This window comes from Microbacterium sp. NPDC079356 (assembly GCF_049545465.1).
GTDB lineage: Bacteria > Actinomycetota > Actinomycetes > Actinomycetales > Microbacteriaceae > Microbacterium > Microbacterium gawkjiense.
In genome coordinates this window covers 642,593-666,768 of record NZ_JBMWDN010000001.1, presented here as the reverse complement: position 1 = coordinate 666,768, position 24,176 = coordinate 642,593, and the positions used below count along the sequence as shown (strand labels likewise).

Sequence of the window (24,176 nt, the reverse complement as noted above, 5' to 3'; positions counted from 1 at the left end):
GCCGTGAACAGGCTCTACCGCCGTGCCCGCTTCTTCGTGCGCCGGGTGGTCAACTTCGACACCGAGCGTGTGCTGCAGTTCGCCCGTCAGTCCGCGCGGCTGTCGAAGGCGCCGCTGTGGTGGGTCGTCGCCGACATGGCCTGGTGCTCGGTGCGCTACGAGACGACGTTCGAGAACTACTCGGAGTGGGACTTCCGCATTCTCAAGGGTCGTGAGCGTAAGACGTACATGACCGACCCCAAGTCGTTCCACCTCTCGCGACGCCTCAACGACAACGCGCAGCGGGCGATCTTCGACGACAAGCTCCAGTTCGCCACCCGTTTCGGGCCCGAGTTGGGTCGTCAGTGGCTCGACCTCGGTGAGTCGGATGCCGCGGCCTTCGCCGCCTTCGTCGCCCGCCACCCGCGCATCATCGCCAAGAACCCCGGCGGCGTGGGCGGCAACGGAATCACGCTCGTCGACTCCGCCGACATCGGGGACGTCGACGCCTTCCGCGATCGGCTGCTCGCCGACGGTCAGACGCTCGTCGAGGAGGTGCTCGTGCAGCATCCCGACATGGCGGCGCTGTACCCCGGGAGCGTCAACTCGCTCCGGATGGTGTCCTACCTCGATCCCGACGGCGAGGTGCACGTCCTCGCGGGTGTGCTGAAGATCGGCAACGGCGGGGTCATCGACAACTTCAGCAACGGCGGCATGTACACGATGCTCGACGAGCAGGGTCGTGCCCTCCACGCCGCCAGCGACGAGGAGGGGTGCCCGTTCGCCGAGCACCCCGCGACGGGAACACCCATCACGGGGTTCCAGGTGCCGCTCTACGACGAGGTGCTCGAGCTCGTCGACCGGCTCGCGCGTCGCGTGCCGGCCTTCCCGTACATCGGGTGGGACATCGCCATCACGCCCGACGGCCCCGTCGTCATCGAGGGCAACCACAACTCCGGCGTCTTCCAGTCGAAGCCCTCGGTCTCCGGCATCCGTCGCGGTCTGCTGCCCCGCTACCGCGCTGCGATGCGCTTCTGACCGACCCCAACCGAAGGGACCGACATGCGCCGCATCCGCGTCCGCCTGCAGTACCTGATCCGTCGCGCACGCAAGCTTCGCCCGGGCAACCTCGTCGAGTTCGCGCGGACCGTCCAGCGGGTGTCGAAGGCGCCGCTGCCGGTGATCATCGCGGACATGCTGTGGTGCTCGGTGCGCTACGACATGGCGTTCCGCGACTACGCGGTGTGGGACATCCGGCTCCTGAACGCGCGTGAGCGGAAGACGTGGATGACGCATCCGAAGTCCTTCCGCATCACGAAGATGTACAACACGCCCGAGGGGCGCTCGAAGCTCGAGGACAAGCGCCGGTTCGCCCGCGAGTACGCCGATCTGCTCGGTCGCGAGACGATCGATCTGCGGGACGTCGACGACGCGCAGCTGGCGGCGTTCCTCTCCCGGCACCCGCGTGTGCTGGCCAAGCCCAACGAGGGTCACGGCGGCGGGGGGATCGAGCTCCACGAGGTCGGCCCCGACGTCGACCCGGCGCGGTTCCGGGCCGAGGTGACCGCCCAGGGCCAGACGGTGCTCGACGAGTTCATCGTGCAGCACCCCGAGATGTCGGCGCTGTACCCGGACGCGGTCAACACCGTCCGGCTCATCACGTTCCTCGACAAGGACGACCGTGTGCACCTGCTGGCGGCCGTGCTGCGCATCGGCAACGGCGACGTCATCGACAATTTCGCCTCGGGCGGGATGTTCACGATGCTCGACGACGAGGGCGTCGCGCTGTACCCCGGTGTCGACAAGAACAGCAACGTCTATCGCGAGCACCCCGTGACGGGAACGCCGATCGTCGGATTCCGGGTGCCGCTCTACAGCGAGGTCCTCGATCTGGTCGCCGCCCTCGCCCGTCGGACGCCCGAGGCGCCCTACGTGGGGTGGGACATCGCGATCACCGCGAACGGTCCCGTCGTCATCGAGGGCAACCACAATTCCAGCGTCTTCCAGCCGAAGCCGTCGGCGTCGGGCGTGCGAACGGGCCTCCTCCCGGTGTACCAGGCGGCCGTCGGCTTCTGACCTGCAACGCGAAAGCCCCCTGCATGGCAGGGGGCTTTCGTCGTGATCGGGATGCCGCGGCTCAGACCGACTCGGTCAGGCGGGCGGTTTCGTCGTGCCACGAGGTGGCGACGGCGCGGAGCTTCTCCTCGTACTTGCGGCCGTGGTGGGCGCAGAACAGGAGTTCGCTCCCGTTGACCTCGGCGGCGATGTAGGCCTGGGCTCCGCAGGAGTCGCAGCGATCCATCGCCGTCAGGCGGTGTTCGAGGACGGCTCCGGGCTCGGTGGTGGTCGACGTGCTCATGTCAGGTGCCTCCTCGTACTGCTCATGACGGGTGAACTGTCACGCAATACAACCACGCCGATGTTGCGGGTATGCCGCCATTGCATGACATTTCGCTGTGCGCGTACGGTATGTGCCCGCTGTGCGTGGCGACCTCGTGACGGCGTGTGTGTCGGTCGGCGTGGTGTCGGGGGTGCCGCATACGATGGGAGATCGTGACAGCCGAGTATTCCGCCCATCATCTCCAGGTCCTGGAAGGGCTCGAGGCCGTGCGCAAGCGGCCCGGTATGTACATCGGCTCGACCGACTCCCGCGGACTCATGCACTGCCTCTGGGAGATCATCGACAACTCGGTCGACGAAGCCCTCGGCGGACACGGCGACCGCATCGAGATCATCCTGCACGCCGACGGCAGCGTCGAGGTCCGTGATCGGGCGCGCGGCATTCCGGTGGACGTCGAACCGCGCACCGGCCTGACGGGTGTCGAGGTCGTGTTCACCAAGCTGCACGCGGGTGGCAAGTTCGGCGGTGGGTCGTACGCGGCATCCGGTGGTCTCCACGGTGTCGGCGCGTCCGTCGTCAACGCCCTCTCGGAGCGGCTCGACGTCGAGGTCGACCGGGCGGGCAAGACATACGCCATGTCGTTCCACCGGGGTGAGCCGGGCGTGTTCGAGGGCGACTCGCCGTCATCCGGATTCCGGCCGTTCGAGAAGTCCAGCGAGCTGCGCGTCGTCGGCAAGGCGGCGAAGGGTGTCACGGGTACCCGCATCCGCTACTGGGCGGACCGGCAGATCTTCACGAAGGACGCAACGTTCGATCTCAGCGAGCTGGAGCAGCGCGCGCGTCAGACCGCGTTCCTCGTCCCCGGTCTCGAGATCGTCATCGTCGACCAGCGGACAGCGGACACCGTCGAGACGAGCTATCGCTTCGACGGAGGCATCTCGGAGTTCGCCGATTTCCTCGCCCCGGATGCGCCGATCACGGACACGTGGCGTCTGACCGGCACCGGCACGTTCACCGAGACGGTGCCCGTCCTGCAGGCCTCCGGAGCCATGGTCCCCACCGAGGTGCAGCGCGAGTGCGAGGTCGACATCGCGCTGCGATGGGGGACGGGCTACGAGACGGTCACCCGCTCGTTCGTGAACATCATCGCGACGCCGAAGGGCGGCACGCACCAGCAGGGCTTCGAGCAGGGCCTCATGAAGACGCTGCGCGGGCAGATCGAGTCGAATGCCCGCAAGCTCAAGGTCGGTGCGAACGACAAGATCGAGAAGGACGACATCCTCGCGGGACTGTCGGCGGTGCTGACCGTCCGCCTGCCGGAGCCCCAGTTCGAGGGCCAGACGAAGGAGATCCTGGGCACGCCGGCCGTCCGCAACGTCGTGACATCGGTGGTCTCGAAGGAGCTCGCCGCCAAGTTCGCCTCGACGAAGCGGGACGACAAGGCGCAGACCGCCCTGCTGCTCGAGAAGGTCGTCTCCGAGATGAAGGCCCGGATCTCGGCGCGCACGCACAAGGAGACCCAGCGCCGGAAGAACGCGCTCGAGTCGTCCTCGCTGCCGACGAAGCTCGCCGACTGCCGGACGAACGACGTCGCCGAGTCGGAACTGTTCATCGTCGAGGGGGACTCGGCGCTCGGGACGGCCAAGCACGCCCGCAACAGCGAGTACCAGGCACTGCTGCCGATCCGCGGCAAGATCCTCAACGTCCAGAAGGCGTCGATCAGCGACATGCTCTCGAACGCCGAGTGCGCCGCGATCATCCAGGTGATCGGTGCCGGTTCGGGCCGCTCCTTCGACCTCGAGGCCGCCCGCTACGGCAAGATCATCCTGATGAGCGACGCCGACGTCGACGGCGCACACATCCGCACGCTGTTGCTCACCCTCTTCTTCCGGTACATGCGGCCCCTCATCGAAGAGGGTCGGGTGTACGCCGCCGTGCCGCCGCTGCACCGCGTCGTCGTCATGAACCCCGGCGCCAAGCCCAACGAGACGATCTACACCTACAGCGAGCAGGAACTCCACACGCTGCTTGCGAAGCTGACGAAGTCGGGCAAGCGGTGGCAGGAGCCGGTGCAGCGCTACAAGGGCCTCGGCGAGATGGACGCGGACCAGCTCGCGACGACGACGATGGACCGCGCGGGACGCACTCTCCGCCGCGTCCGGGTGCAGGACGCCGAAGTCGCTTCCACCGTGTTCGAGCTGCTCATGGGATCCGAGGTGGCGCCCCGCCGGGACTTCATCGTCACCTCGAGCGAACGGCTGGATCGCGAGCGGATCGACGCCTGACCCGGCGCCTCCTCGGGTCTACCCTGGGCTCATGACCTCCCACCGCGTCGTCGCTCCCGTGATCGCCCCCGGCGACAAGCCGAAGGGGCCGGCGTCGTACTTCCCGAGCATCGAGAAGACGTATGGGCAGTCCGTGCAGCACTGGCTCGACATCGCGGCCGACGCGCTCGACACGAGGACGCACATGGAGACGGTGGGGCTCCTCAAGGAGGAGCACGGCCTCGGCCACGGCCACGCGAACGCGATCGTCGCCTACGTCAAGGCGAAGCTGACCGCCTGACTCAGAGGCGCCGCTCGTGGCGACGCGGCTTCAGATGAGCCGGGGCGTCGGACGCCGGCATCCACTCGCACGTGAAGGACCCTCGGTAGCCGAAGAGGTACCCGAAGCGGTCGTTGTCGACGCGGAGGTCGACGTGGAACCGTCCGTCGGTCTCGTCGAACCGCTCGCGGAGAGTCGCGCGGCCGCTGAACAGCATCGGGAAGCGGAAGGCGACCGGCCCCTCGTAGAAGCGCTGCGCGCCGCTGCGCAGGAGGAGTGACCCGTCGGGCTCCGCCGACACGTCGAGGTCGACCGCGAGGTGCTGGTGGGTCCCCAGGTAGTCGACGATCCCGTCGGGCCCTGCCACCATCGTCGCGTCGAAGCGGCGCCTCCTGCCGCGGACCCGGTACTCGCGCACGAAGGTGACCGTCTCCCGTCCGTACGGATCGAGGTAGGGGTAGTTGGCGATCGTGAAGGGGACGTCGGCGCCCACGTCGGGGACGAGGATGTTGCGAAGGCGCCCGATCTGCAGGAACGGCACCGTCCACCACGGGCCGCGCGTGATCCGCGTCATGACCCCGCGTCCCACGCAAGCCATGCCGCCCGTCAGCCCGACGTCGAAACGACGCTGGAGCTGCGGGTGCAGACGATCGAAGTCCGCTCCCATCGTGGTGCGAAAGAGCGAGGTCATGTCGGCTCCCGAAGGTCGGCGAGGGTTGCCGGCGCATCGTCGAGGGCGTGCCGGCCGGCGGGTCGACGACCGCACCGCGCCGCGCGAGGTCGGTCCGCGCGCCACCAGGCCAAGACGGAGACGAGGCCCCACCGCTCCGGTGCGACCCCCGTCTCGGCCCAGATGCGCAGCCGGTCGAAGCTCCACGCCGTCGCCCAGCCGAGAAGCGGACGCACGAGGACGTCGGCGGGGCCCCACCCGGGGTCGTAGTCGTACCCCGTCACGAATCGCACCCGGCCGTCGCGCAGGGGGATGTACCGCCAGTACCCCCGTCCGCGGCGTATCGGAGAGAGTCGATCGGTCGTCGAGAAACGCAGCGCCGACGTCCGGGTGCGGTCGGGCCGCAGGCGCTCGCCCAGGCTGACACCCGTGCCCCGCACCGTGTGGAGCGGCGTCCGACGTTCGTACGTGAACCGCTGCCTCCCGGACGCGTCGGTGCCCGTCGGCTGGATGCGCGAGAACCGGACGTCCCAGCGCGGGTGCAGCTCGGGGTCCTGGGTGAGCGCCCAGAGGTGCTCCATCGGCGCGGCGATGTCGATCTCCACATGGATGCCGCGCCGAGCCACGCCCGTGCCGCCTCAGGAGACCGCGGTGCCGATGGCGCCGATGACGGCGTCGAGGACCTGACCGGAGGCGTCGCGTTTCGCACCCGGTTCGGGCAGCTGCCGGACCGAGCCGTCCGCACCCACGGCGCGGGGGCCATCGCCCACCCAGGCGAGGATGAGCGCGTCCTCGCCGCGGAGGAATCGCTGCGCGCGCACGCCGCCGGTCGCACGACCCTTGGCGGGGAACTCGGTGAACGCGGAGACCTTCGCGGACCCGGCATCCGTCCCCGGCAGGGCCGCGGTGGATCCGGCGACGGTCGCGACGACGGTGTCGTCGGTCGCGGCCACGGCGGTGAAGGCGATCACGCGGGCGTCGCCTGTGAGACGGATGCCGGCCATGCCGCCCGCCGAGCGGCCCTGGGGACGCACGGCCGCGGCATCGAACCGCAGCAGCTGGGCGTCGGTCGTGACGAAGACGAGTTCGGTCCCGTCCGGCGCGAGCGCCGCCCCGACGACGGTGTCGCCGGGCTTGAGCGCGATGATCTCGACGTCCGGCTTACCGGCCGGGAGCTCGGTCGCCGCGACCCGCTTGACGACGCCCTGCGCCGTGCCCAGCGCGATCGGCGCGTCGGCCGTCAACGGGACGAGGGCGAGCACATGCTCGTTCGCGCCCAACCCGAGGTACTGCGCGGCGCGTGTGCCGGCCGCCAGCTGCACCGAGTTCGCCGGGACCGAGGGGAGGTCGACCGGGGTGAACCGGACGAGGCGTCCGAGCGTGGTCACCGCGCCCAGGTCGCCGCGAGTCGTCGTGTCGACCGCCGACCGGATGGCGTCGTGCTTGGACCGGCGGGCCGGCGGCACGATGCCGCCTCCCGGTACGTCGGGCACCAGCTCGGCGCGCACCATGCGACCGGTCGCGGAGAGGAAGACGCGGCACGGCGCATCCGCGATCTGCAGATCGGCAGGGGCAGCGGCGCGGCCGCGCGGGGTGACCGGTCCGCCGTTCATGAGCAGGGTGCGGCGCGGCGTGCCGAAGGCCTCGGCTGCGGCATCCAACTCCTTCGCGACCTGACGGCGCAGGAGCACGTCGCTGGCCAGCAGCTCCTCCAGTGCGGCGATGTCGGCCTTCAGGGTGTCGCGCTCGCTCTCGAGCTCGACACGCGAGAACTTCGTCAGCCGGCGCAGGCGCAGTTCGAGGATGTACTCGGCCTGCGGCTGCGACAGGTCGAACACGTCCATGAGTCGCATGCGGGCCTGATCGCTGTCGTCCGAGGTGCGGATCACCTGGATGACCTCGTCGATGTCGAGGATGGCGATGAGGAGGCCCTCGACGAGGTGGAGGCGTTCCTGCTTGCGGGCGAGCCGGTAGCGGCTGCGCCGCGTGACGACCTGGATGCGGTGGTCCAGGTACACCCGCAGGAGGTCCTTCAGCCCGAGCGTCTGCGGCTGACCCGCGACGAGGGCGACGTTGTTGATGCCGAACGAGTCCTCGAGCGGAGTCAGGCGGTACAGCTGCTCGAGCACGGCGTTCGGGTCGAAGCCCGTCTTGATGCCGATCACGAGCCGCAGACCGTTGTTGCGGTCGGTGAGGTCGGTCAGGTCCGAGATGCCGGTGAGCTTCTTCGCCGTGACGGCGTCGCGGATCTTCTCCATCACCCGCTCGGGGCCGACCATGTAGGGGAGCTCGGTGACGACGATGCCGGTGCGGCGCGGGCCGAGCGATTCGATCGACGTCTTCGCGCGGGTGCGGAAGGAGCCGCGCCCGGTCTCGTACGCCTCCTTGATGCCGTCGAGTCCGACGATGACGCCGCCGCCGGGGAGGTCGGGACCCGGCACGAACTCCATGAGCTCGTCGAGGGTCGCGTCGGGGTGCTCGAGCAGGTGGACGGCGGCCGAGACGACCTCGATGAGGTTGTGCGGCGCCATGTTGGTCGCCATGCCGACGGCGATGCCGGTCGCGCCGTTGACGAGGAGGTTCGGGAAGGCGGCCGACAGCACCTCGGGCTGCTGGAACTGGCCGTCGTAGTTCGGGATGAAGTCGACGACGTCCTCGTCGAGGTTCTCCGTGAGTGCGAGGGCGGATGCCGCGAGTCGGACCTCCGTGTACCGCGCCGCGGCAGGGCCGTCGTCGAGCGAGCCGAAGTTGCCGTGCCCGTCGACGAGCGGGACGCGCAGGGCGAAGTCCTGGGCGAGGCGGACGAGCGCGTCGTAGATCGCGGAGTCGCCGTGCGGGTGGAGCTTTCCCATGACGTCGCCGACGACGCGCGCGCTCTTGACGTGGCCGCGGTCGGGGCGCAGCCCCATCTCCGACATCTGGAACAGGATGCGGCGCTGCACCGGCTTCAGGCCGTCCCGCGCGTCGGGCAGGGCGCGCGAGTAGATGACCGAGTAGGCGTACTCCAGGAAGGACCCCTGCATCTCGTCGGCAAGATCGACGTCCTCGATGCGTTCAACGGCGGGAGGGGGAGGGGGAGTGCGCGATGCCATGGCCTCGATCGGTCTTCGGGAGATGCTGCCAGGGGTCAGGACGGCGGCGGGGCACCGTGTGGAAGACTGACCCGGATGACTGCCAGCCTACCCGCGGACCCGCCCACGGCCCGGAGCCTCACCGGTGTCGTGCCGCAGATCCTGGCGTCGCTGCAGGGGCGCGGCGAGTGGTTCGCGCCGGCGCGATCGGCGATCGTCGTCATGGTCGACGGACTCGGTCGATCGAACCTCACCGCCCGCGCCGGGTACGCCCGTTTCCTCGCCGGACGCATGACGAAGAAGGATGCCGCGCGCACCGTCTTCCCCGCGACGACCGCAGCGGCGCTGACGAGTCTGCTCACCGGGGAGTCGCCGGGCCGGCACGGCCTCGTCGGCTACCGCGTGCGGGTGCCGGGCACCGACCTGGCACCGAATCAGCTCAAGGGCTGGGAGACCGACGGTCTCGATCCGCTCACGTGGCAGCGCTGCGCGCCGATACTCGAACGCGAGACCGCAGCCGGGCGACCCTGCTTCGTCGTCTCGTCGCCGCGGTACGCCGCGACCGGGTTCACCCGCGCGCTGCAGCGCGGCGCGGAGTTCATCGGGGCCACGACCATCGCGGAGCGCATGGAGCGCTCCGCGGATCTCGCGTTGCGGCATCCTGGCGCCCTCGTCTACACCTACATCCCCGAGCTCGACACGATCGCGCACGCGCGCGGGTGGGAGAGCGACGAATGGTCGGCCGCGCTGGAGACCGTCGACGTGGCGGCGCGCGATCTCGACACGGCGATGGGCGCCCATGCGGGTGCCGTCGTCACGGCCGACCACGGGGTGGTCGACGTCCCGCGGCACCGTCACCTGCTCCTGCAGGACGGCGATCCGCTGGTGGACGACGTCCGCATCGTGGGCGGCGAGCCGCGCATGCTCCATCTCTACGCGGAGAAGGGACGCGCGGACGACGTCTTGCGTCGGTGGCACGAGGCCGAGTCCGGAAGGTCCTGGGTGCTGTCGCGCGACGAGGCGGTCGCGGCGGGCCTGTTCGGCGAGGTCGTGGACGCGGAGGTGCTCCCTCGCATCGGCGACGTCCTGGTGGCCGCCCGCTCAGCGGTCGCGTACTACGACGGCCGGGAGTCGGACAAGCGGCCGCAGAGCATGATCGGGCAGCACGGATCACTCACCGATCAGGAGCGCGTCGTCCCGATGGTGCGACTGGGGTCGTTCGCCTGACGCTCAGCCGTCCTCGGTGCGGGCGCCGAAGACGATCTCGTCCCACGACGGCATCGACGTGCGTCCGCGGCGGCGCGTCTGCTCGGCCGGAGCCTCGCTCGCCTCGGTCTCGGTGGGTGCCGGCTCGTCGGGGGCGGACTCCTCGGGCGTCTCGAGCGCGTCGAACAGGGCGACCGGGCTCGACGACCGCTGTTCGGTCTGCTCCGTCGGCATCGGCTCGCGCTGTCCGCGGCGGCGGCGGAGCGCCTCGAGGAGGTCGGCCGTCTCCGCGGAGGTCACCGGGGCGTCCGGGGCACGCTTGATCGCGGCCTGCTGTACAGCTGCCGAGGAGGAGGGGCGATCGTCGGTCGCTTCGGCCGCGCCGTCGGGGGCGACGAGCCCGCGGGGACCGAACGATCCGCTGTCGAACCGCGAGGCATCCTTCTGCGGAGCGGTGTCGAGGGCGCGCAGGCGAGGGATGAGGCCCTCCGGGAGGGAGCCTTGCCGGGAGAGCTGCGTCGCGTCGGAGTTCTGGGGTGCGAGCGAGGATCGGCGGGGGTCGAACGACCACCGCGCGTCGTGCTCGACCTCGCCGACGGTGAACTCGAGCTTCACGGTCCAGCCGTTCTGGTCCTTCCAGCTCGTCCACCGTTCGCCGGTCGCGCCCGCCTCGGCGAGCTTCGCGCGCACGGCGTTGCCGAACGTGGGCTGCGCCCCGGGGTCGAGCTCGCCGCCGATCAGCACGGTCACGGCGAGGGCCTGGTCGACGACGTGCTCGCGCTCGGCGAGGACGGGCCCTTCGAAACGCTGGACGTCCTCGACGCGGACTCCGAGCAGCTGGGCGACGTCCTCAGCCGACATCCCGGCACGGATGTGCGCCTGGATGTCGCGGGGGTTGGGGCGGGCGAGTCGAGGTTCGGCGTCGCGCTGCAGGCGGCGCAACTGCGTGCGCAGCGCCTCGTCGACGGCGAGCGAGAAGCGGTCGCCGGCGTCGGTCGCGAGCATGAGGCGACCGTCCTCGGTGCCGATCACTTTGAGCTGTTCCATGCGGACGTCCTCCAGATCCAGCGTGTGCGCCCATGGTGTCACGGCGGGCGCCCGGCGACGGGAATATCCGGGGCGTGCCGCGAGTTTGCGGTGAGGCCCCTCCGAAAGGCGGCGGCGACCCGGCGGCCCATTTGCGATTCACGGGTGCGTGATGCAAACTATGGCCGCCCGAACGGGCCGCACCCACTGCAACACCCCGAAAGTTGAGACGTTCTCGCATGGCCACGGATTACGACGCCCCCCGCAAGACCGAAGACGACAGCGAGTCGATCGAGGCTCTGAAGGAACGCGTCCCGGACAAGATGTCCGGCTCGGTCGACGTCGAGGACTCCGACAACCCCAGCGGTTTCGAACTGCCCGGCGCCGACCTCTCCGACGTCGACCTCGACGTCGTCGTCCTGCCTCCGCAGGAGGACGAGTTCACCTGTGTCGAGTGCTTCCTCGTGAAGCACCGCACCCAGATCGACCACCAGACCTCGATCGGTGCCATCTGCACCGAGTGCGCGGCCTGACCGGCCCCGACCTTCAGGTCTCAGCGACCCCGCTGCGCGCGGGTGATCATCGCCGCCACCCTCTCGGGGGTGCGGGACGAGAACACCCACCGCGCCGTGGGGTCGTCCTCGTCTGCGACGGGAACGCGGACGACACCGTCGATGCCTCCGCGCAGGAGGTGCCAGTCGTCGCGGCGGAGGTCGCTGCCGCGGGCGGCCCGCGCGGCCTCGCCGGCGAGGATCTCGGGCTCGCCGAGGTCGCTGACGGCGATGTGCGCGCGGCCCACGCGGAGCTCGCCGTCGCTCACCGAGACGACCGGAGCGCCGGCGATGAGTGCCGAGACGAGGCCCACGCCGACGGCCAGACCGACCACGAGCGCGAGGGTCGTGTCGATCGGCGCGAAGGTCACCGCGGCCATCGGTGCGCACACCGCGGCACTGACCAGCAGCCACAGCGACGGGCTCAGCCGCTCGCGGTACGAGGGGGGAGCGGAGCGGTCGGTGTTGTGCATTAGCCTCGGGGGGTGATCGATACCGTGGACGTTCCCATTATCTCGGCTCAGGTCCCCGTCTACGCGCACCCGGGCGACGCGGGCGCCGACCTCGTCGCCACGGAGCGGGTCCGACTCGCCCCCGGGCAGCGCGCCCTGATCGGCACCGGCGTGCGCATCGCGTTGCCCGACGGCTACGTCGCCTTCGTCGTACCGCGCAGCGGTCTCGCGGCGAAACACGGCATCACGGTGGTCAACTCCCCGGGGACGGTGGATGCCGGCTACCGCGGCGAGATCAAGGTCACGCTGTTGAACACGGATGCCGCAGAGGCGTTCGACGTCGCGCCCGGCGACCGCATCGCCCAACTCATCGTCATGCCCGTCTCGCGGGCGACCTTCCTCCCCGTCGACGCGCTTCCCGACAGTGTGCGCGGCGACGGGGGATTCGGATCCACCGGCTATACGACAGGACAACCCGCATGAGCGACGAGCTCGCCCCCAAGTCGGCACCGAGCGATCGTGCCAGCAACGGTCCCTTCGACGAGGCGGAAGCCAATCCCGTCCGTCCGTACATCGATCTCGGCGGCGTGAAGGTGCTGCCCCGCGAGGGCCTGAACCTGCGTCTCGAGGTCGAGGAGCAGACCAAGCGCATCGTGGCCGTCGGCCTCGATTACGCCGGCTCCACGCTGCAGGTCCAGCCCTTCGCCGCGCCGCGCTCGAGCGGCCTGTGGGAGGAGACGCGTGAGCAGATCCGACAGCAGGTGCGCCAGCAGGGCGGTCGCGTCGAGGAGCGCGAGGGCCCGCTCGGTCCCGAGCTGCTCGCCGAGGTCCCCGTCGCGGGAGCCGACGGCGCGGCCGGCAAGCGTCTCGCCCGGTTCGTGGGTGTCGACGGTCCCCGGTGGTTCTTGCGCGGCGTCATCGGCGGAGCCGCCGCGAGCGACATCGACGCTGCGGCGCAGGTCGAGGACCTCTTCCGATCGATCGTCGTGGTGCGGGGAGCGACCCCCATGCCGCCGCGCGACCTGATCCCGCTGAAGATGCCCGCCTCTCCCGGCAGCGCATGACCGCGTCGCAGGACCAGGGCGGATCCGACGAGCCCTCGACGCCCCGCCCCGACCTCGTCCCCCCGGTCGCATCCGAGGGTGCGACGGCGTCCGAGCTGCTCGGGCAGGCCCTGGGCGGTGCGGCGAAGCGGGCCGGACTGGATCCGGCCGAGGATGCGACGACCGGTCACGTCGTCTGGCGGGCGATGGGGGGATGGCGCGGCATCGCCGAATCCGTCCTCCCCGGTCTCGTCTTCGTCGTCCTCTTCACGGTCACCGGGCAGGACCTCGTGCTGTCGCTCGTGGCGTCGGTCGGGCTCGCGGCCGTGTTCACGATCATCCGCCTCCTCCAGCGGTCGCCGGCGGCCGCCGCCTTCGGCGGTCTCGTCGCGACGGGTGTCGCTGCCGCGCTCGCGCTGTTCACCGGTCGCGGCGAGGACAACTTCGTCCCCGGGCTGATCACGAACGCCGCGTACGGCACCGGTCTGCTGATCTCGGCACTGATCGGCTGGTCGCTCATCGGACTCGCAGTCGGCTTCCTCATGAACGAGGGCACCGCGTGGCGCGCCGACCGACGCAAGCGTCGTGCCTTCTTCTGGCTCACGATCGCGTGGGCGGCGTTGTTCTACGCCCGGCTGGCCGTGCAGCTCCCGTTGTACCTCGCGGGAGAGGTCGCAGCACTCGGCACGCTCAAACTCGTCATGGGTCTTCCGCTGTTCGCCCCGATGGTCGCCGTGACATGGCTCGCGGTCCGGGCGCTGTACCCGCCCCGTGTCCCGCGCCTCGACGAGAGCTGAGGAACGACCCCACCGGCGCCGCGGGGCTGATTGACTGAGCCCATGGACGCCGTGCCCATGTTCCCGCTGGGAAGCGTGCTGCTCCCGCACACGCCGCTCGCGCTGCGCGTCTTCGAGCCGCGGTACCTCACGATGATCGGGCGGCTGCTCGATGCCGACGACCCGTCGTTCGGGGTGGTCCTGATCGAGCGCGGATTCGAGGCCGGGGGCGGCGACGAGCGCGCGATGCTCGGAACCCTGGCGCGCATCGTCCGGGTCGAGGCGGGCGCCGAGGACCTGTTCGTGATCGCGGTGGGAGGGGAGCGGATCGCCGTCGACAGGTGGGGTGAGGACGACCCGCATCCCGTGGCGGACGTGTCACCGGTCGCGCCGCTCGCCTGGGACGAGGACCTCCTGCCGCTGCGCCGTGAGGTGGAGCGCGTCGTGCGTCGTGTCGCAACGTTGGCTGCGGTCCTCGACGAAGCGCGGTGGGACCCGGATGCCGAGGTGGCCGACGATCCCGTCGTTTCGACGTGGCAGCTGGCAGCCATGGCCCCGCTGGGGGAGTACGACCGGTTCCGCCTGCTGGGTTCCACGAGCATCGCGGAGCTGCTCGAACGGCTGCGCGGGATGTGCCTCGAGGAGGAACCGGTCCTCGTCGCCCGGATCGCGGATGCGGCCGATACGGACGACGGGGATGTCTGACACACGTGCCGGAGGCGTCCGTGAGGTATCTTGATATCAAGATAGATTTCGCCCGTCACGGTAAGGCAGACCTCACTAGCCGCCGGGACCGGGCGGGGCGAAGATGGGAGGGCCGGCTCACGCCGCGGCCGCCGACGAAGGAGAGCACACGTGTCCACTGTTGACAGCTTCGGTGCGAAGAGCACACTCACGGTCGGCGACACCGACTACGAGATCTTCCGCATCGACACCGTTCCCGGCTACGAGAAGCTTCCGTACAGCCTCAAGATCCTCCTCGAGAACCTGCTCCGCACCGAAGACGGTGCGAACGTCACGAAGGAGCAGATCGAGGCTCTCGGGAACTGGCAGCCCGACGCCGAGCCGAACACCGAGATCCAGTTCACGCCCGCACGCGTCGTGATGCAGGACTTCACCGGTGTCCCGTGCATCGTCGACCTCGCCACGATGCGCGAGGCCGTGACCGCCCTCGGCGGCGACCCCAACAAGATCAACCCGCTCTCGCCCGCCGAGATGGTCATCGACCACTCGGTCATCGCCGACCTCTTCGGCAGCGAGAACGCTCTCGAGCGCAACGTCGAGATCGAGTACGAGCGCAACGGCGAGCGGTACCAGTTCCTGCGCTGGGGCCAGACCGCCTTCGACGACTTCAAGGTCGTCCCGCCCGGCACCGGCATCGTCCACCAGGTCAACATCGAGCACCTGGCCAAGGTCGTCTACGACCGCACCGTCGACGGTGTGCTGCGCGCCTACCCCGACACCTGTGTCGGCACCGACTCGCACACCACGATGGTCAACGGCCTGGGCGTGCTCGGCTGGGGCGTCGGCGGCATCGAGGCCGAGGCCGCGATGCTCGGCCAGCCCGTCTCCATGCTGATCCCGCGCGTCGTGGGCTTCAAGCTGACCGGTGAGATCCCCGCCGGCGTGACCGCCACGGACGTCGTCCTCACGATCACCGACATGCTCCGCAAGCACGGCGTCGTCGGCAAGTTCGTCGAGTTCTACGGCGAGGGCGTCGCCCAGGTGCCGCTCGCCAACCGCGCCACCATCGGCAACATGAGCCCCGAGTTCGGCTCGACCGCCGCCATGTTCCCCGTCGACGACGTCACGCTCGACTACCTGCGTCTGACCGGTCGCGACGAGCAGACCGTCGCGCTCGTCGAGGCGTACGCGAAGGCGCAGTCGCTGTGGCACGACCCGGCGCGCGACCTCAGCTTCAGCGAGTTCATGGAGCTCGACCTCTCGACGGTCGTCCCCTCCATCGCCGGCCCGAAGCGCCCGCAGGACCGCATCCTGCTCTCCGAGACGAAGAGCCAGTTCGAGAAGGACATCCTCAACTACGCGGATGCCGCCGAGGAGGACTCGGTCGAGATCGAGGGCACGTTCCCCGCCTCCGACCCGGGTACCACCCCGGGTGTCGAGCACGAGACGGTTTCGGCCGAGGGCGTCTCGCACCAGCACGACCACGAGCACGTCCCCTCGATGATCTCGAGCGGTGCCCGCCACGCGGCATCCAAGCCGGTCAAGGTCACGACGCCCGACGGGCAGTCCTACCTCCTCGACAACGGCGCGGTGACCCTCGCGGCCATCACCTCGTGCACGAACACGTCGAACCCGTCGGTCATGATCGCGGCGGGACTGCTCGCCAAGAAGGCCACCGACAAGGGCCTGAAGCGCAAGCCGTGGGTCAAGACGACGCTCGGCCCCGGCTCGAAGGTCGTCACGGACTACTACGAGAAGTCCGGGCTCGACAAGGCGCTCGAGGCGCTCGACTTCTACACGGTCGGCTACGGCTGCACGATCTGCATCGGCAACTCGGGCCCGCTCATCGACGAGGTCTCGGCGGCCATCAACGAGAACGACCTGGCCGTCACCGCGGTGCTCTCGGGCAACCGCAACTTCGAGGGTCGCATCAGCCCCGACGTGAAGATGAACTACCTCGCGTCGCCGCCGCTGGTCGTCGCCTACGCCCTCGCCGGGTCGATGAACTTCGACTTCGAGACCGACGCCCTCGGAAAGGACGCGGACGGCAACGACGTGTTCCTGAAGGACATCTGGCCCTCGCCCGACGAGGTGCAGGAGGTCATCGACCACTCGATCTCCCGCGAGCAGTTCATCAAGCAGTACTCGACCGTCTTCGACGGCGACGAGCGCTGGAAGAACCTGCCCACGCCCACTGGTCCCGTCTTCGAATGGGACGAGGACTCGACGTACGTCCGCAAGGCGCCATACTTCGACGGCATGGAGCGCACCCCCGCACCGGTCACCGACATCTCCGGCGCGCGCGTCATGGCGACGCTCGGCGACTCGGTCACGACCGACCACATCAGCCCGGCCGGGAACATCAAGGCGGGGACCCCCGCCGCGCAGTACCTGACCGAGCACGGGGTCGCGCAGAAGGACTTCAACTCCTACGGCTCGCGCCGCGGGAACCACGAGGTCATGATCCGCGGCACCTTCGCCAACATCCGCCTGAAGAACGAGCTCGTGGCCGCCGTCAACGACGGCAAGGTCGTCGAGGGCGGGTTCACCCGCGACTTCACGCAGCCGGGCGGCCCGCAGTCGTACATCTACGACGCGAGCCAGAACTACCAGGCGCAGGGCACCCCGCTCGTCGTCTTCGGCGGCAAGGAGTACGGCTCGGGCTCGTCGCGCGACTGGGCGGCCAAGGGCACCAGCCTGCTGGGCGTCAAGGCGGTCATCACCGAGAGCTTCGAGCGCATCCACCGCTCGAACCTCATCGGCATGGGTGTCGTGCCGCTCCAGTTCCCCGAGGGGGAGAGCTGGAAGTCGCTCGGCCTCGACGGCACCGAGATCGTCTCGATCACGGGTCTCGAGCAGCTCAACGAGGGCGTCACCCCGAAGACGGTGAAGGTCGTCGCCGAGCCCAGCGAGTTCTCGCCCGAGGGCAAGCAGACGATCGAGTTCGACGCGGTCGTCCGTATCGACACCCCCGGTGAGGCCGACTACTACCGCAACGGCGGCATCCTGCAGTACGTGCTGCGTTCGCTCGTCTGAGCTCCGTTGTCAAGAGGACCCCGGCTCCGCGTGGAGTCGGGGTCCTCTCGCGGACGGCCACGTAGACTCTGGACATGAGTCTTCTCGAGGGAATTACCGGTCCACGTGACCTCGACCGATTCTCGAGCGAGGAGCTCCACATCCTCGCCGACGAGATCCGGACCTTCCTCGTCGAGAACGTCTCGCGGACCGGTGGCCACCTCGGGCCCAACCTCGGCGTGGTCGAGCTCACGATCGCGCTCCACCGTGTGTTCGACTCGCCGAACGACCCCATCATCTTCGACACGGGGCACCAGTCCTACGTCCACAAGCTGCTGACCGGGCGACAGGACTTCTCGAAGCTCCGCTCCCGCGGCGGCCTCGCCGGCTACCCGCAGCGATCGGAGAGCCCCCACGACGTCGTCGAGTCCTCGCACGCGTCGAGCTCTCTCAGCTGGGCCGACGGCGTCTCGCGTGCCCTCACCCGCACCGGGCGCAAGGACCGTCACGTCGTCGCCGTCGTCGGTGACGGATCGCTGACGGGCGGGATGACGTGGGAGGCGCTCAACAACATCTCCGACGACAACGACCGCAACCTCGTCATCGTCGTCAACGACAACGGCCGGTCGTACGCGCCGACCATCGGTGGCATGGCCCGCTACCTCAACCGCGTGCGCACCGCCGACAGCTACCAGACGCTCCGTCGCAGCTCCGCGCACGTCTCACGCCTGTTCGGCCCGATCGGGCGCGCCGTCTACCGCGGTGTGCGCGGCGGCACGCACGGGTTCCTCTCCCGATTCACGAACAACATCGCGCTCTACTCCAACCTCGACATCAAGTACCTCGGTCCCGTCGACGGGCACGATCTCGACGCGATGGAGGAGACCCTCCGCCTCGCGAAGGAGTACGGCGCCCCCGTCATCGTGCACGCGATCACCGACAAGGGGCGCGGCTTCGAGCCGGCCCGGCGTGACGAGGCCGACCAGTTCCACGCGGTCGGCAAGATCGACCCCGTGACGGGTGAGCCCATCGGAGCCTCGGATGCCGTGGCGTGGACCGACGTGTTCGCGGACGCGCTCGTCGACGCCGGCGACCGGCGCGAGGACATCATCGCGATGACCGCCGCGATGCTCCGCCCGACAGGTCTGCAACCGTTCGCGCAGCGGTTCCCCGACCGCGTGTACGACGTGGGCATCGCCGAGCAGCACGCGGTCGCCTCGGCCGCCGGTCTCGCCTTCGGCGGACTCCACCCCGTCGTCGCGATCTACGCGACCTTCATGAACCGCGCGTTCGACCAGGTCATGATGGACGTCGCCCTCCACAAGGCGGGCGTCACCTTCGTCCTCGACCGCTCGGGTGTCACCGGCCCCGACGGCCCCAGCCACCACGGCATCTGGGACCTCGCCATGCTGCAGCTCGTCCCCGGCATCCGTCTGGCGGCACCCCGCGACGGCGAGCGGCTGCGCGAACTGTTCGACGAGGCCATCACGGTCGAGGACGCCCCGACCGTCGTGCGCTTCCCGAAGGGGTCCGTACCCGACGCCCTCGAGGCGATCGAGCGGCTCGAGGACGGTACTGACGTCCTCTACCGCAGCGGTGCGGAGGACGTGCTCCTGGTCGGGATCGGACCCATGGCCCACCTCGCCGTCGCCGTCGCCGAACGTCTGCGCGCGCAGGGCATCGGGTCGACCGTCGTGGATCCTCGATGGGCCGTGCCGATCCGCCCCGCGATCGTCGACCTGGCGGCATCCCACCGCCTCGTGATCACGATCGAGGACGGCATCCGCGTCGGCGGCGTCGGCACCCGGGTCCGGCAGGTGCTGCGCGAGGCCGGTGTGTCGACCGCGGTCGATGAGCTGGGGCTCCCCGACGAGTTCATCGACCACGCGAGTCGCGAGCAGATCCTCGCGGATGCGGGGCTCACGGCACCGAAGATCGCGCAGGACGTGGTCGCTCAGGTCCTCGGCACGCGCGTGCCGATCGCCCGGCAATCGACCGACGACGCGGTGTGGTCCTCGCAGGACGTCGAACTGCGCGGCCCCGCCGACTCCGCGTCGGACTGACGTCGCGCCTGCGTGACAGCATGGAGGGATGCAGACACCGCAGCATCCCGGCGATGAGAACCTGAGTCGAGAGGATGCCGCGGGCCGCGCATCCGTCGTCACGTTAGAGACGATCGAGGTCGACCTCGACGTGCGATCGGCGTCCGACCCGGCGCGCGAGGACTTCGAGACGCAGAGCATCCTCCGCTTCGACGCGGCGACCCCGGAGACCTGGGTGGACTTCCTGGGCGCGTCGGTCGACGAGGTGGAGATCAACGGGGAGACCCGAAAGGTCGACTGGGACGGCGCCCGCATCCGACTGACGGGCCTGGCTGAACGCAACACGGTGCGGATCCGCGCGCGCGGCCGGTACAGCCGGTCGGGTGAGGGTCTGCACCGCTTCGCCGACCCGGTCGACGGCGCGGTGTACCTCTACACGCAGTACGAGCCCGCCGACAGCCGCCGGGTCTACCCCTGCTTCGAGCAGCCCGATCTGAAGGCGCGGTGGACCTTCCACGTCACGGCCGCGGGCGACGGTGTCATCCTCTCCGGCGGTGCGGAGACCGGGCGCACCGACGTCGACGGCGGCGTCCGGGTCTCGTTCGCCGAGACGCCGCCGCTCTCGAGCTACGTCACCGCGGTCGCGGTGGGCCCGTACCACCGTGTGGACGGTGTGTGGCGAGGCGAACGCCAGAGCGTCGACCTCGGGGTGCTCTGTCGTGCCTCGCTCGCGGAGCACCTCGACGCGGACGAGATCCTCGACATCACCCGTCGCGGCCTGGACTTCTTCACGAGCGCGTTCGACCAGGACTACCCGTGGGGCAAGTACGACCAGATCTTCGTCCCGGAGTACAACCTCGGCGCGATGGAGAACCCCGGACTGGTGACCTTCACCGAGGCGTACGTCTTCCGGGGAGCGGCGACGGCGGCCCAGCGCGAAGCCAGGTCGAACACGATCCTGCACGAGATGGCCCACATGTGGTTCGGCGACCTCGTGACGATGCGGTGGTGGGACGACCTGTGGCTCAAGGAGTCGTTCGCCGACTTCATGGGGACCCACGCCAACGTCGCGACGGGGCTCCACCCGGATGCCTGGGTCACCTTCGCGAGCCGGCGGAAGGGCTGGGCGTACGTGCAGGACCAGCTGCCGACGACGCATCCGATCGTCGCCGACATCCCCGATCTCGAGGCGGCCAAGCTCAACTTCGACGGGATCACCTACGCCAAGGGCGCCTCGGTCCTGAAGCAGCTCGTGGGCTTCGTCGGCGAGGAGGCGTTCTTCCGCGGGGCGCGCCGCTACTTCGCGTCGCACGCCTACGGCAACACGACGCTGGAGGACCTCCTGGCGGCCCTCGAAGAGGCCTCGGGCCGCGACCTGCGGTCGTGGAGTGCCGCGTGGCTCGAGACGACGGGTCTGCCCACCCTCAGGACCGAGCGCGCCCCCCTCGCAGTCGTGCAGGACGTCGCGAGGCCCCATGCCGTCCGCGTCGGGCTCTGGGACGACGAGGGCGGGCGGCTCGTGGCCCGCGGCGACGTCGCCGTCGACCTGTTCGAGGAGCGGACGGTCGTGACCGCCCCCGTCCTCCCCGACGCCGCTGTGGTCGTGGCGAACGTCGACGACCGGTCGTACGCGAAGGTGCGGCTCGACGACCGGTCGCTCGCCGCGGTCCAGGAGGGTCTGTCGACCGTGCCGGATGCGGTCGCGCGGGGCGTCGTCTGGGCTGCGCTGTGGAATGCCGTCCGGGACGGCGAGCTCGCGGCATCCGTCTACCTCGCCATCGCGGCACGGCATGCGCCGCAGGAACCGCACCCCGCCCTGCTGGCGGACGTCCTCGCGCACGCGGCCTTCGCGGTCCGCCACTACGTCCCGGACGCCGCCCGTGCCGCGGCGGCGGATGCGTGGCTCGACACCGCCGGGGCCGCGATGGACGCCGCGGCCCCCGGTTCGGACGCGCAGCTCATCTGGGCTCGTGCCGTCGGGGTGGCCGCTGAGCTGTCGGACGGTCGCGCCGAGCTGATGACGGCGATCCTTGACGGTCGGGCCCCGACTCCCGAGGGGCTCGCGCTCGACCCCGACCTGCGCTGGGGGTGGGTGTTCGGACTCGCCGCCTCGGGCCGGGCGGACGCGACGCGGATCGAGGAGGAGGCGGCGCGGGATGCCACGTCGTCGGGCCGTACGGCGCGTCTCGCCGCCCTCGCGGCCCGGCCCGAGGCATCCGTCCGTGCCGATGCGTGGCGCGCGGCGTGGGACGACCCGACGCTGACGAACGATCATCTGGACGCGGTCATCCGGGGCGTCCGGGCGGGCCAGAGCCGGTCGCTCGTCGCGGCGTTCGACGACGACTACTTCGCCCGCATCCTGCCGGTCTGGCGCTCGCGCAGCATCGAGATCGCGGCGCGTCTGGTGCGGGGGCTGTTCCCCGCCACGGAGGACACCGCGGCGGTCGACGCGTGGCTGGCCGAACATCCGGACGCGCCGGGCTCGCTCCGCCGCATCGTCCTCGAGGAGCGCGACCACCTGGCGCGCGACCTGCGGGTCCGTGCGGCCCAGGCGGTGCTCGAGGCACGCTGACACACGGAAGCGGCCCCGGGGATCCACCCCGGGGCCGCTCCCGTCCTGCCGTCCGATCAGGCGATGCCGCGGATCGGCGGGTGGTGGAACGTGTCACCGAACACCCGCTCGCTGGCTCCCTCGCGGTCGAGGTACGGCGTGGCGCCACCGTCGATGAAGGGCCAACCCGCGCCGAGGATGAGGCAGAGGTCGATGTCCTCGACCTCGGGCACGACGCCCTCGTCGAGCATCAGCTTGATCTCCTGCGCGAGGCCGTCCTGCACCCGGCGGAGGATCTCCTCAGCGGATGCCGGTGTCGATCCGGTCGCCTTCTTCGCGACCTTCTCGGCGGCCTTCGTGAAGCCGGTCACCCGGCCCCCCTTGTCCTTCTCGACGACCGCGTCGAGCGCGGCGAGCTCGTGGAAGTTCTCGTTCGCGTAGAACCGGTCGGGGAAGGCGCGAACCATCGTGTCCTGCACGTGGGCGGCGACCTTCCAGCCGACGAGGTCGATCAGCTGGAACGGCCCCATGGGCAGGCCCAGCGGAGCGAACGCCTTCTCGACATCGGCGACGGGTGTGCCCTCGTAGACGGCGCGGGCCGCCTCGCCCATGACCTTGGCGAGCAGTCGGTTCACGACGAAGCCGGGCGCATCGGCAGTGAGGACCGCGTTCTTGCCGAGGCCCTTCGCCACGACGAACGCGGTCGACAGGGCGGCATCCGAGGTCTTCGGCGTCTTCACGACCTCGATGAGCGGCATGACCGCGACCGGGTTGAAGAAGTGGAAGCCGACGAGCCGCTCGGGGTGAGCGAGCTTCGCGCCGATCTCCTCGACCGACAGCGACGAGGTGTTCGTCGCGAGGATGGCGTCCTCGGCCACCACGGCCTCGATCTCGGCGAAGACGGCCTGCTTGACGCCGACCTCTTCGAAGACGGCTTCGATGACGAAGTCGCAGTCCGCGTACGCGGACTTGTCCGTCGTCCCGGTCACGAGGGCGCGCAGCTTGTTGGCGGTGTCGCCGTCGAGCCGGCCCTTCGCCTCGAGCTTGCCGATCTCGTCGTGGATGTACGCGACACCCTTGTCGACGCGCGCCTGGTCGAGGTCCGTGATGAGCACGGGCACCTGCAGCTTGCGCACGAACAGCAGCGCGAACTGGCTGGCCATGAGTCCCGCACCGATGACGCCGACCTTCGTGACCTTCTTCGCGAGAGCCTTGTCGGGCGCACCGACCGGCCGCTTCGCGCGCTTCTGCATGAGGTCGAACGCGTACATGGATGCCGCGAATTGGTCGCCCGTGACGAGCGAGGCGAGCGCCTCATCCTCCCGCGCGAAGCCCTCGGCCTTGGTGCCGCTCTTGGCCTTGTCGAGCAGGTCGAGAGCCACGTACGGCGACCGGGGCACCGTTCCGATCTTCGACTCGAGCATGCCGCGGGCCATCTTGATCGCGATGGGCCACTTGGTGAGGCGCTCGATCTTGCCGGGGGCGTTCTTACGCTCGACCTTGACGGCGCCGGTGAGGACGTCGTCGGCCCAGCGCAGCGACGATTCGAGGTAGCTCGAGGCGGGGAAGATCGCGTCCATGATGCCGAGGTCGTACGCCTGCTGCGGCTTGAGCACCCGGTTCTGCTTCAGCGGGTTCGAGATGACGACCTCGAGGGCGTTCTCGATGCCGATGAGGTTCGGCAGCAGGTACGCGCCGCCCCAGCCGGGGATGATCCCGAGGAAGACCTCCGGGAGGGCGATCGCCGCAGCCGAGGCATCCACCGTCCGGTAGGTCGAGTTCAGCGCGATCTCGAGGCCGCCGCCGAGCGCGAGCCCGTTCACGAACGCGAACGAGGGCACGCCGAGGTCGGACAGCTTGCCGAGCACGTAATGGCCGAGCTGGGCGATGAGTCGCGCGTTCTCCACCGAACCGACGTTGCTGACCTCGCTGAGGTCGGCGCCGGCGGCCAGGATGTACTGCTTGCCGGTGATGCCGACGGCGTCGATCTCGCCCGCGGCCGCGCGCGTCGCCAGGGTGTCGAGCGTCGCGCCGAGCTCGGTGAGCGTCGCCGGGCCCAGCGTGTTGGGGCGGGTGTGGTCGCGGCCGTTGTCGAGCGTGATGAGGGCGAGGACCTTGCCGCTGGCGAGCGTGATGTCGCGGACGGGGGAGTGGGTCACGACCTCGCTGTCGGAGAGGGCGAGAAGGGGCGAGAAGTCGATCCGGTCGTAGTTCGTCATGGTCGG

Annotated in this window: 20 protein-coding genes; 13 read left to right on the top strand and 7 right to left on the bottom strand. The window is 69.9% G+C overall.

Going from position 1 to position 24,176, the window contains the following annotated elements:
* Positions 1-3: 3 nt before the first annotated feature.
* Both ACPEH0_RS03385 and ACPEH0_RS03380 read left to right on the top strand, forming a co-directional pair.
* Entirely contained in the window at positions 4-1,017 is a 1,014-nt protein-coding gene (locus ACPEH0_RS03385; protein WP_366213015.1) for a sugar-transfer associated ATP-grasp domain-containing protein, read from the top strand.
* A 24-nt stretch (positions 1,018-1,041) separates the two neighbouring features.
* Complete coding sequence (locus ACPEH0_RS03380; protein ID WP_217531711.1) at positions 1,042-2,055, top strand: sugar-transfer associated ATP-grasp domain-containing protein; 1,014 nt, start codon at positions 1,042-1,044, stop codon at positions 2,053-2,055.
* 61 nt (positions 2,056-2,116) lie between these two features.
* Here the strand turns inward: ACPEH0_RS03380 and ACPEH0_RS03375 are convergent, their stop codons facing one another.
* The gene (locus ACPEH0_RS03375; protein WP_018186680.1) at positions 2,117-2,338 is read right to left on the bottom strand and encodes a DUF7455 domain-containing protein; all 222 of its coding nucleotides are present in this window, start codon (positions 2,336-2,338) and stop codon (positions 2,117-2,119) included.
* A gap of 194 nt (positions 2,339-2,532) precedes the next feature.
* Between ACPEH0_RS03375 and ACPEH0_RS03370 the strand changes: the two genes are divergently transcribed.
* Both ACPEH0_RS03370 and ACPEH0_RS03365 read left to right on the top strand, forming a co-directional pair.
* Positions 2,533-4,605, top strand: a complete 2,073-nt coding sequence (locus tag ACPEH0_RS03370; RefSeq protein ID WP_423719407.1) for a DNA gyrase/topoisomerase IV subunit B — start codon at positions 2,533-2,535, stop codon at positions 4,603-4,605.
* Positions 4,606-4,636: 31 nt separating this feature from the next.
* Positions 4,637-4,885 carry a DUF4287 domain-containing protein gene (locus ACPEH0_RS03365; RefSeq protein WP_359918804.1) on the top strand — a complete coding sequence of 83 codons (249 nt, stop codon included), beginning with the start codon at positions 4,637-4,639 and terminating at the stop codon, positions 4,883-4,885.
* Between the two features lies 1 nt (position 4,886).
* On the opposite strand, the gene ACPEH0_RS03360 is transcribed toward ACPEH0_RS03365, so the two are convergent.
* The 3 genes from ACPEH0_RS03360 to ACPEH0_RS03350 are packed head-to-tail and all read right to left on the bottom strand — an operon-like array spanning position 4,887 to position 8,626.
* Positions 4,887-5,555 carry a DUF4166 domain-containing protein gene (locus ACPEH0_RS03360; protein ID WP_366213016.1) on the bottom strand — a complete coding sequence of 223 codons (669 nt, stop codon included), beginning with the start codon at positions 5,553-5,555 and terminating at the stop codon, positions 4,887-4,889.
* Positions 5,552-6,160, bottom strand: coding sequence for an SRPBCC family protein (locus ACPEH0_RS03355; RefSeq protein ID WP_366213018.1), 609 nt, complete (start codon positions 6,158-6,160; stop codon positions 5,552-5,554). Before ACPEH0_RS03355 ends, ACPEH0_RS03360 begins: the two co-directional genes overlap by 4 nt.
* 12 nt (positions 6,161-6,172) lie before the next feature.
* Positions 6,173-8,626: a DNA gyrase/topoisomerase IV subunit A gene (locus tag ACPEH0_RS03350; RefSeq protein ID WP_366213019.1), complete on the bottom strand. Its 2,454-nt coding sequence runs from the start codon at positions 8,624-8,626 to the stop codon at positions 6,173-6,175.
* Positions 8,627-8,701: 75 nt separating this feature from the next.
* Between ACPEH0_RS03350 and ACPEH0_RS03345 the strand changes: the two genes are divergently transcribed.
* On the top strand, positions 8,702-9,832 hold the full coding sequence (locus tag ACPEH0_RS03345) for an alkaline phosphatase family protein (RefSeq protein WP_366213020.1): 1,131 nt from the start codon (positions 8,702-8,704) through the stop codon (positions 9,830-9,832).
* Between the two features lie 3 nt (positions 9,833-9,835).
* Here the strand turns inward: ACPEH0_RS03345 and sepH are convergent, their stop codons facing one another.
* On the bottom strand, positions 9,836-10,858 hold the full coding sequence (gene sepH / locus ACPEH0_RS03340; protein ID WP_217531700.1) for a septation protein SepH: 1,023 nt from the start codon (positions 10,856-10,858) through the stop codon (positions 9,836-9,838).
* A gap of 218 nt (positions 10,859-11,076) precedes the next feature.
* Here sepH and ACPEH0_RS03335 point away from each other — a divergent pair, with 218 nt between their 5' ends.
* On the top strand, positions 11,077-11,370 hold the full coding sequence (locus ACPEH0_RS03335; protein WP_018186686.1) for a DUF4193 domain-containing protein: 294 nt from the start codon (positions 11,077-11,079) through the stop codon (positions 11,368-11,370).
* A gap of 20 nt (positions 11,371-11,390) precedes the next feature.
* On the opposite strand, the gene ACPEH0_RS03330 is transcribed toward ACPEH0_RS03335, so the two are convergent.
* Positions 11,391-11,861, bottom strand: a complete 471-nt coding sequence (locus tag ACPEH0_RS03330; RefSeq protein WP_064002128.1) for a DUF3093 domain-containing protein — start codon at positions 11,859-11,861, stop codon at positions 11,391-11,393.
* Between the two features lie 12 nt (positions 11,862-11,873).
* Here ACPEH0_RS03330 and dut point away from each other — a divergent pair, with 12 nt between their 5' ends.
* The 7 genes from dut (at position 11,874) to pepN (ending at position 21,972) form a co-directional block, all read left to right on the top strand.
* Positions 11,874-12,323, top strand: a complete 450-nt coding sequence (gene dut / locus ACPEH0_RS03325; protein WP_217531698.1) for a dUTP diphosphatase — start codon at positions 11,874-11,876, stop codon at positions 12,321-12,323.
* Positions 12,320-12,904, top strand: coding sequence for a DUF3710 domain-containing protein (locus tag ACPEH0_RS03320; protein WP_064002126.1), 585 nt, complete (start codon positions 12,320-12,322; stop codon positions 12,902-12,904). Before dut ends, ACPEH0_RS03320 begins: the two co-directional genes overlap by 4 nt.
* On the top strand, positions 12,901-13,680 hold the full coding sequence (locus ACPEH0_RS03315) for a DUF3159 domain-containing protein (RefSeq protein ID WP_217531696.1): 780 nt from the start codon (positions 12,901-12,903) through the stop codon (positions 13,678-13,680). Before ACPEH0_RS03320 ends, ACPEH0_RS03315 begins: the two co-directional genes overlap by 4 nt.
* A 42-nt stretch (positions 13,681-13,722) precedes the next feature.
* Positions 13,723-14,364, top strand: a complete 642-nt coding sequence (locus tag ACPEH0_RS03310; protein WP_366213021.1) for an LON peptidase substrate-binding domain-containing protein — start codon at positions 13,723-13,725, stop codon at positions 14,362-14,364.
* A gap of 150 nt (positions 14,365-14,514) precedes the next feature.
* Positions 14,515-17,379, top strand: coding sequence for an aconitate hydratase (locus tag ACPEH0_RS03305; protein ID WP_366213022.1), 2,865 nt, complete (start codon positions 14,515-14,517; stop codon positions 17,377-17,379).
* Positions 17,380-17,453: 74 nt separating this feature from the next.
* Positions 17,454-19,421: a 1-deoxy-D-xylulose-5-phosphate synthase gene (gene dxs / locus ACPEH0_RS03300; RefSeq protein WP_253034606.1), complete on the top strand. Its 1,968-nt coding sequence runs from the start codon at positions 17,454-17,456 to the stop codon at positions 19,419-19,421.
* A gap of 28 nt (positions 19,422-19,449) precedes the next feature.
* Positions 19,450-21,972 carry an aminopeptidase N gene (gene pepN / locus ACPEH0_RS03295; RefSeq protein WP_359918789.1) on the top strand — a complete coding sequence of 841 codons (2,523 nt, stop codon included), beginning with the start codon at positions 19,450-19,452 and terminating at the stop codon, positions 21,970-21,972.
* Between the two features lie 56 nt (positions 21,973-22,028).
* Here the strand turns inward: pepN and ACPEH0_RS03290 are convergent, their stop codons facing one another.
* Entirely contained in the window at positions 22,029-24,170 is a 2,142-nt protein-coding gene (locus ACPEH0_RS03290) for a 3-hydroxyacyl-CoA dehydrogenase NAD-binding domain-containing protein (protein WP_359918787.1), read from the bottom strand.
* Positions 24,171-24,176: the final 6 nt, after the last annotated feature.

What these genes read in the sequence shown, in the direction of transcription:
- ACPEH0_RS03310 (WP_366213021.1), top strand. Translation starts at nt 13,723, where the DNA reads ATGGACGCCGTGCCCATGTTCCCGCTGGGAAGCGTGCTGCTCCCGCAC.
- ACPEH0_RS03335 (WP_018186686.1), top strand. Translation starts at nt 11,077, where the DNA reads ATGGCCACGGATTACGACGCCCCCCGCAAGACCGAAGACGACAGCGAG.
- ACPEH0_RS03330 (WP_064002128.1), bottom strand. Translation starts at nt 11,861, where the DNA reads ATGCACAACACCGACCGCTCCGCTCCCCCCTCGTACCGCGAGCGGCTG.
- ACPEH0_RS03315 (WP_217531696.1), top strand. Translation starts at nt 12,901, where the DNA reads ATGACCGCGTCGCAGGACCAGGGCGGATCCGACGAGCCCTCGACGCCC.
- ACPEH0_RS03350 (WP_366213019.1), bottom strand. Translation starts at nt 8,626, where the DNA reads ATGGCATCGCGCACTCCCCCTCCCCCTCCCGCCGTTGAACGCATCGAG.
- ACPEH0_RS03360 (WP_366213016.1), bottom strand. Translation starts at nt 5,555, where the DNA reads ATGACCTCGCTCTTTCGCACCACGATGGGAGCGGACTTCGATCGTCTG.
- ACPEH0_RS03380 (WP_217531711.1), top strand. Translation starts at nt 1,042, where the DNA reads ATGCGCCGCATCCGCGTCCGCCTGCAGTACCTGATCCGTCGCGCACGC.
- ACPEH0_RS03375 (WP_018186680.1), bottom strand. Translation starts at nt 2,338, where the DNA reads ATGAGCACGTCGACCACCACCGAGCCCGGAGCCGTCCTCGAACACCGC.
- dxs (WP_253034606.1), top strand. Translation starts at nt 17,454, where the DNA reads ATGAGTCTTCTCGAGGGAATTACCGGTCCACGTGACCTCGACCGATTC.
- ACPEH0_RS03345 (WP_366213020.1), top strand. Translation starts at nt 8,702, where the DNA reads ATGACTGCCAGCCTACCCGCGGACCCGCCCACGGCCCGGAGCCTCACC.
- ACPEH0_RS03365 (WP_359918804.1), top strand. Translation starts at nt 4,637, where the DNA reads ATGACCTCCCACCGCGTCGTCGCTCCCGTGATCGCCCCCGGCGACAAG.
- pepN (WP_359918789.1), top strand. Translation starts at nt 19,450, where the DNA reads ATGCAGACACCGCAGCATCCCGGCGATGAGAACCTGAGTCGAGAGGAT.
- ACPEH0_RS03320 (WP_064002126.1), top strand. Translation starts at nt 12,320, where the DNA reads ATGAGCGACGAGCTCGCCCCCAAGTCGGCACCGAGCGATCGTGCCAGC.
- sepH (WP_217531700.1), bottom strand. Translation starts at nt 10,858, where the DNA reads ATGGAACAGCTCAAAGTGATCGGCACCGAGGACGGTCGCCTCATGCTC.
- ACPEH0_RS03290 (WP_359918787.1), bottom strand. Translation starts at nt 24,170, where the DNA reads ATGACGAACTACGACCGGATCGACTTCTCGCCCCTTCTCGCCCTCTCC.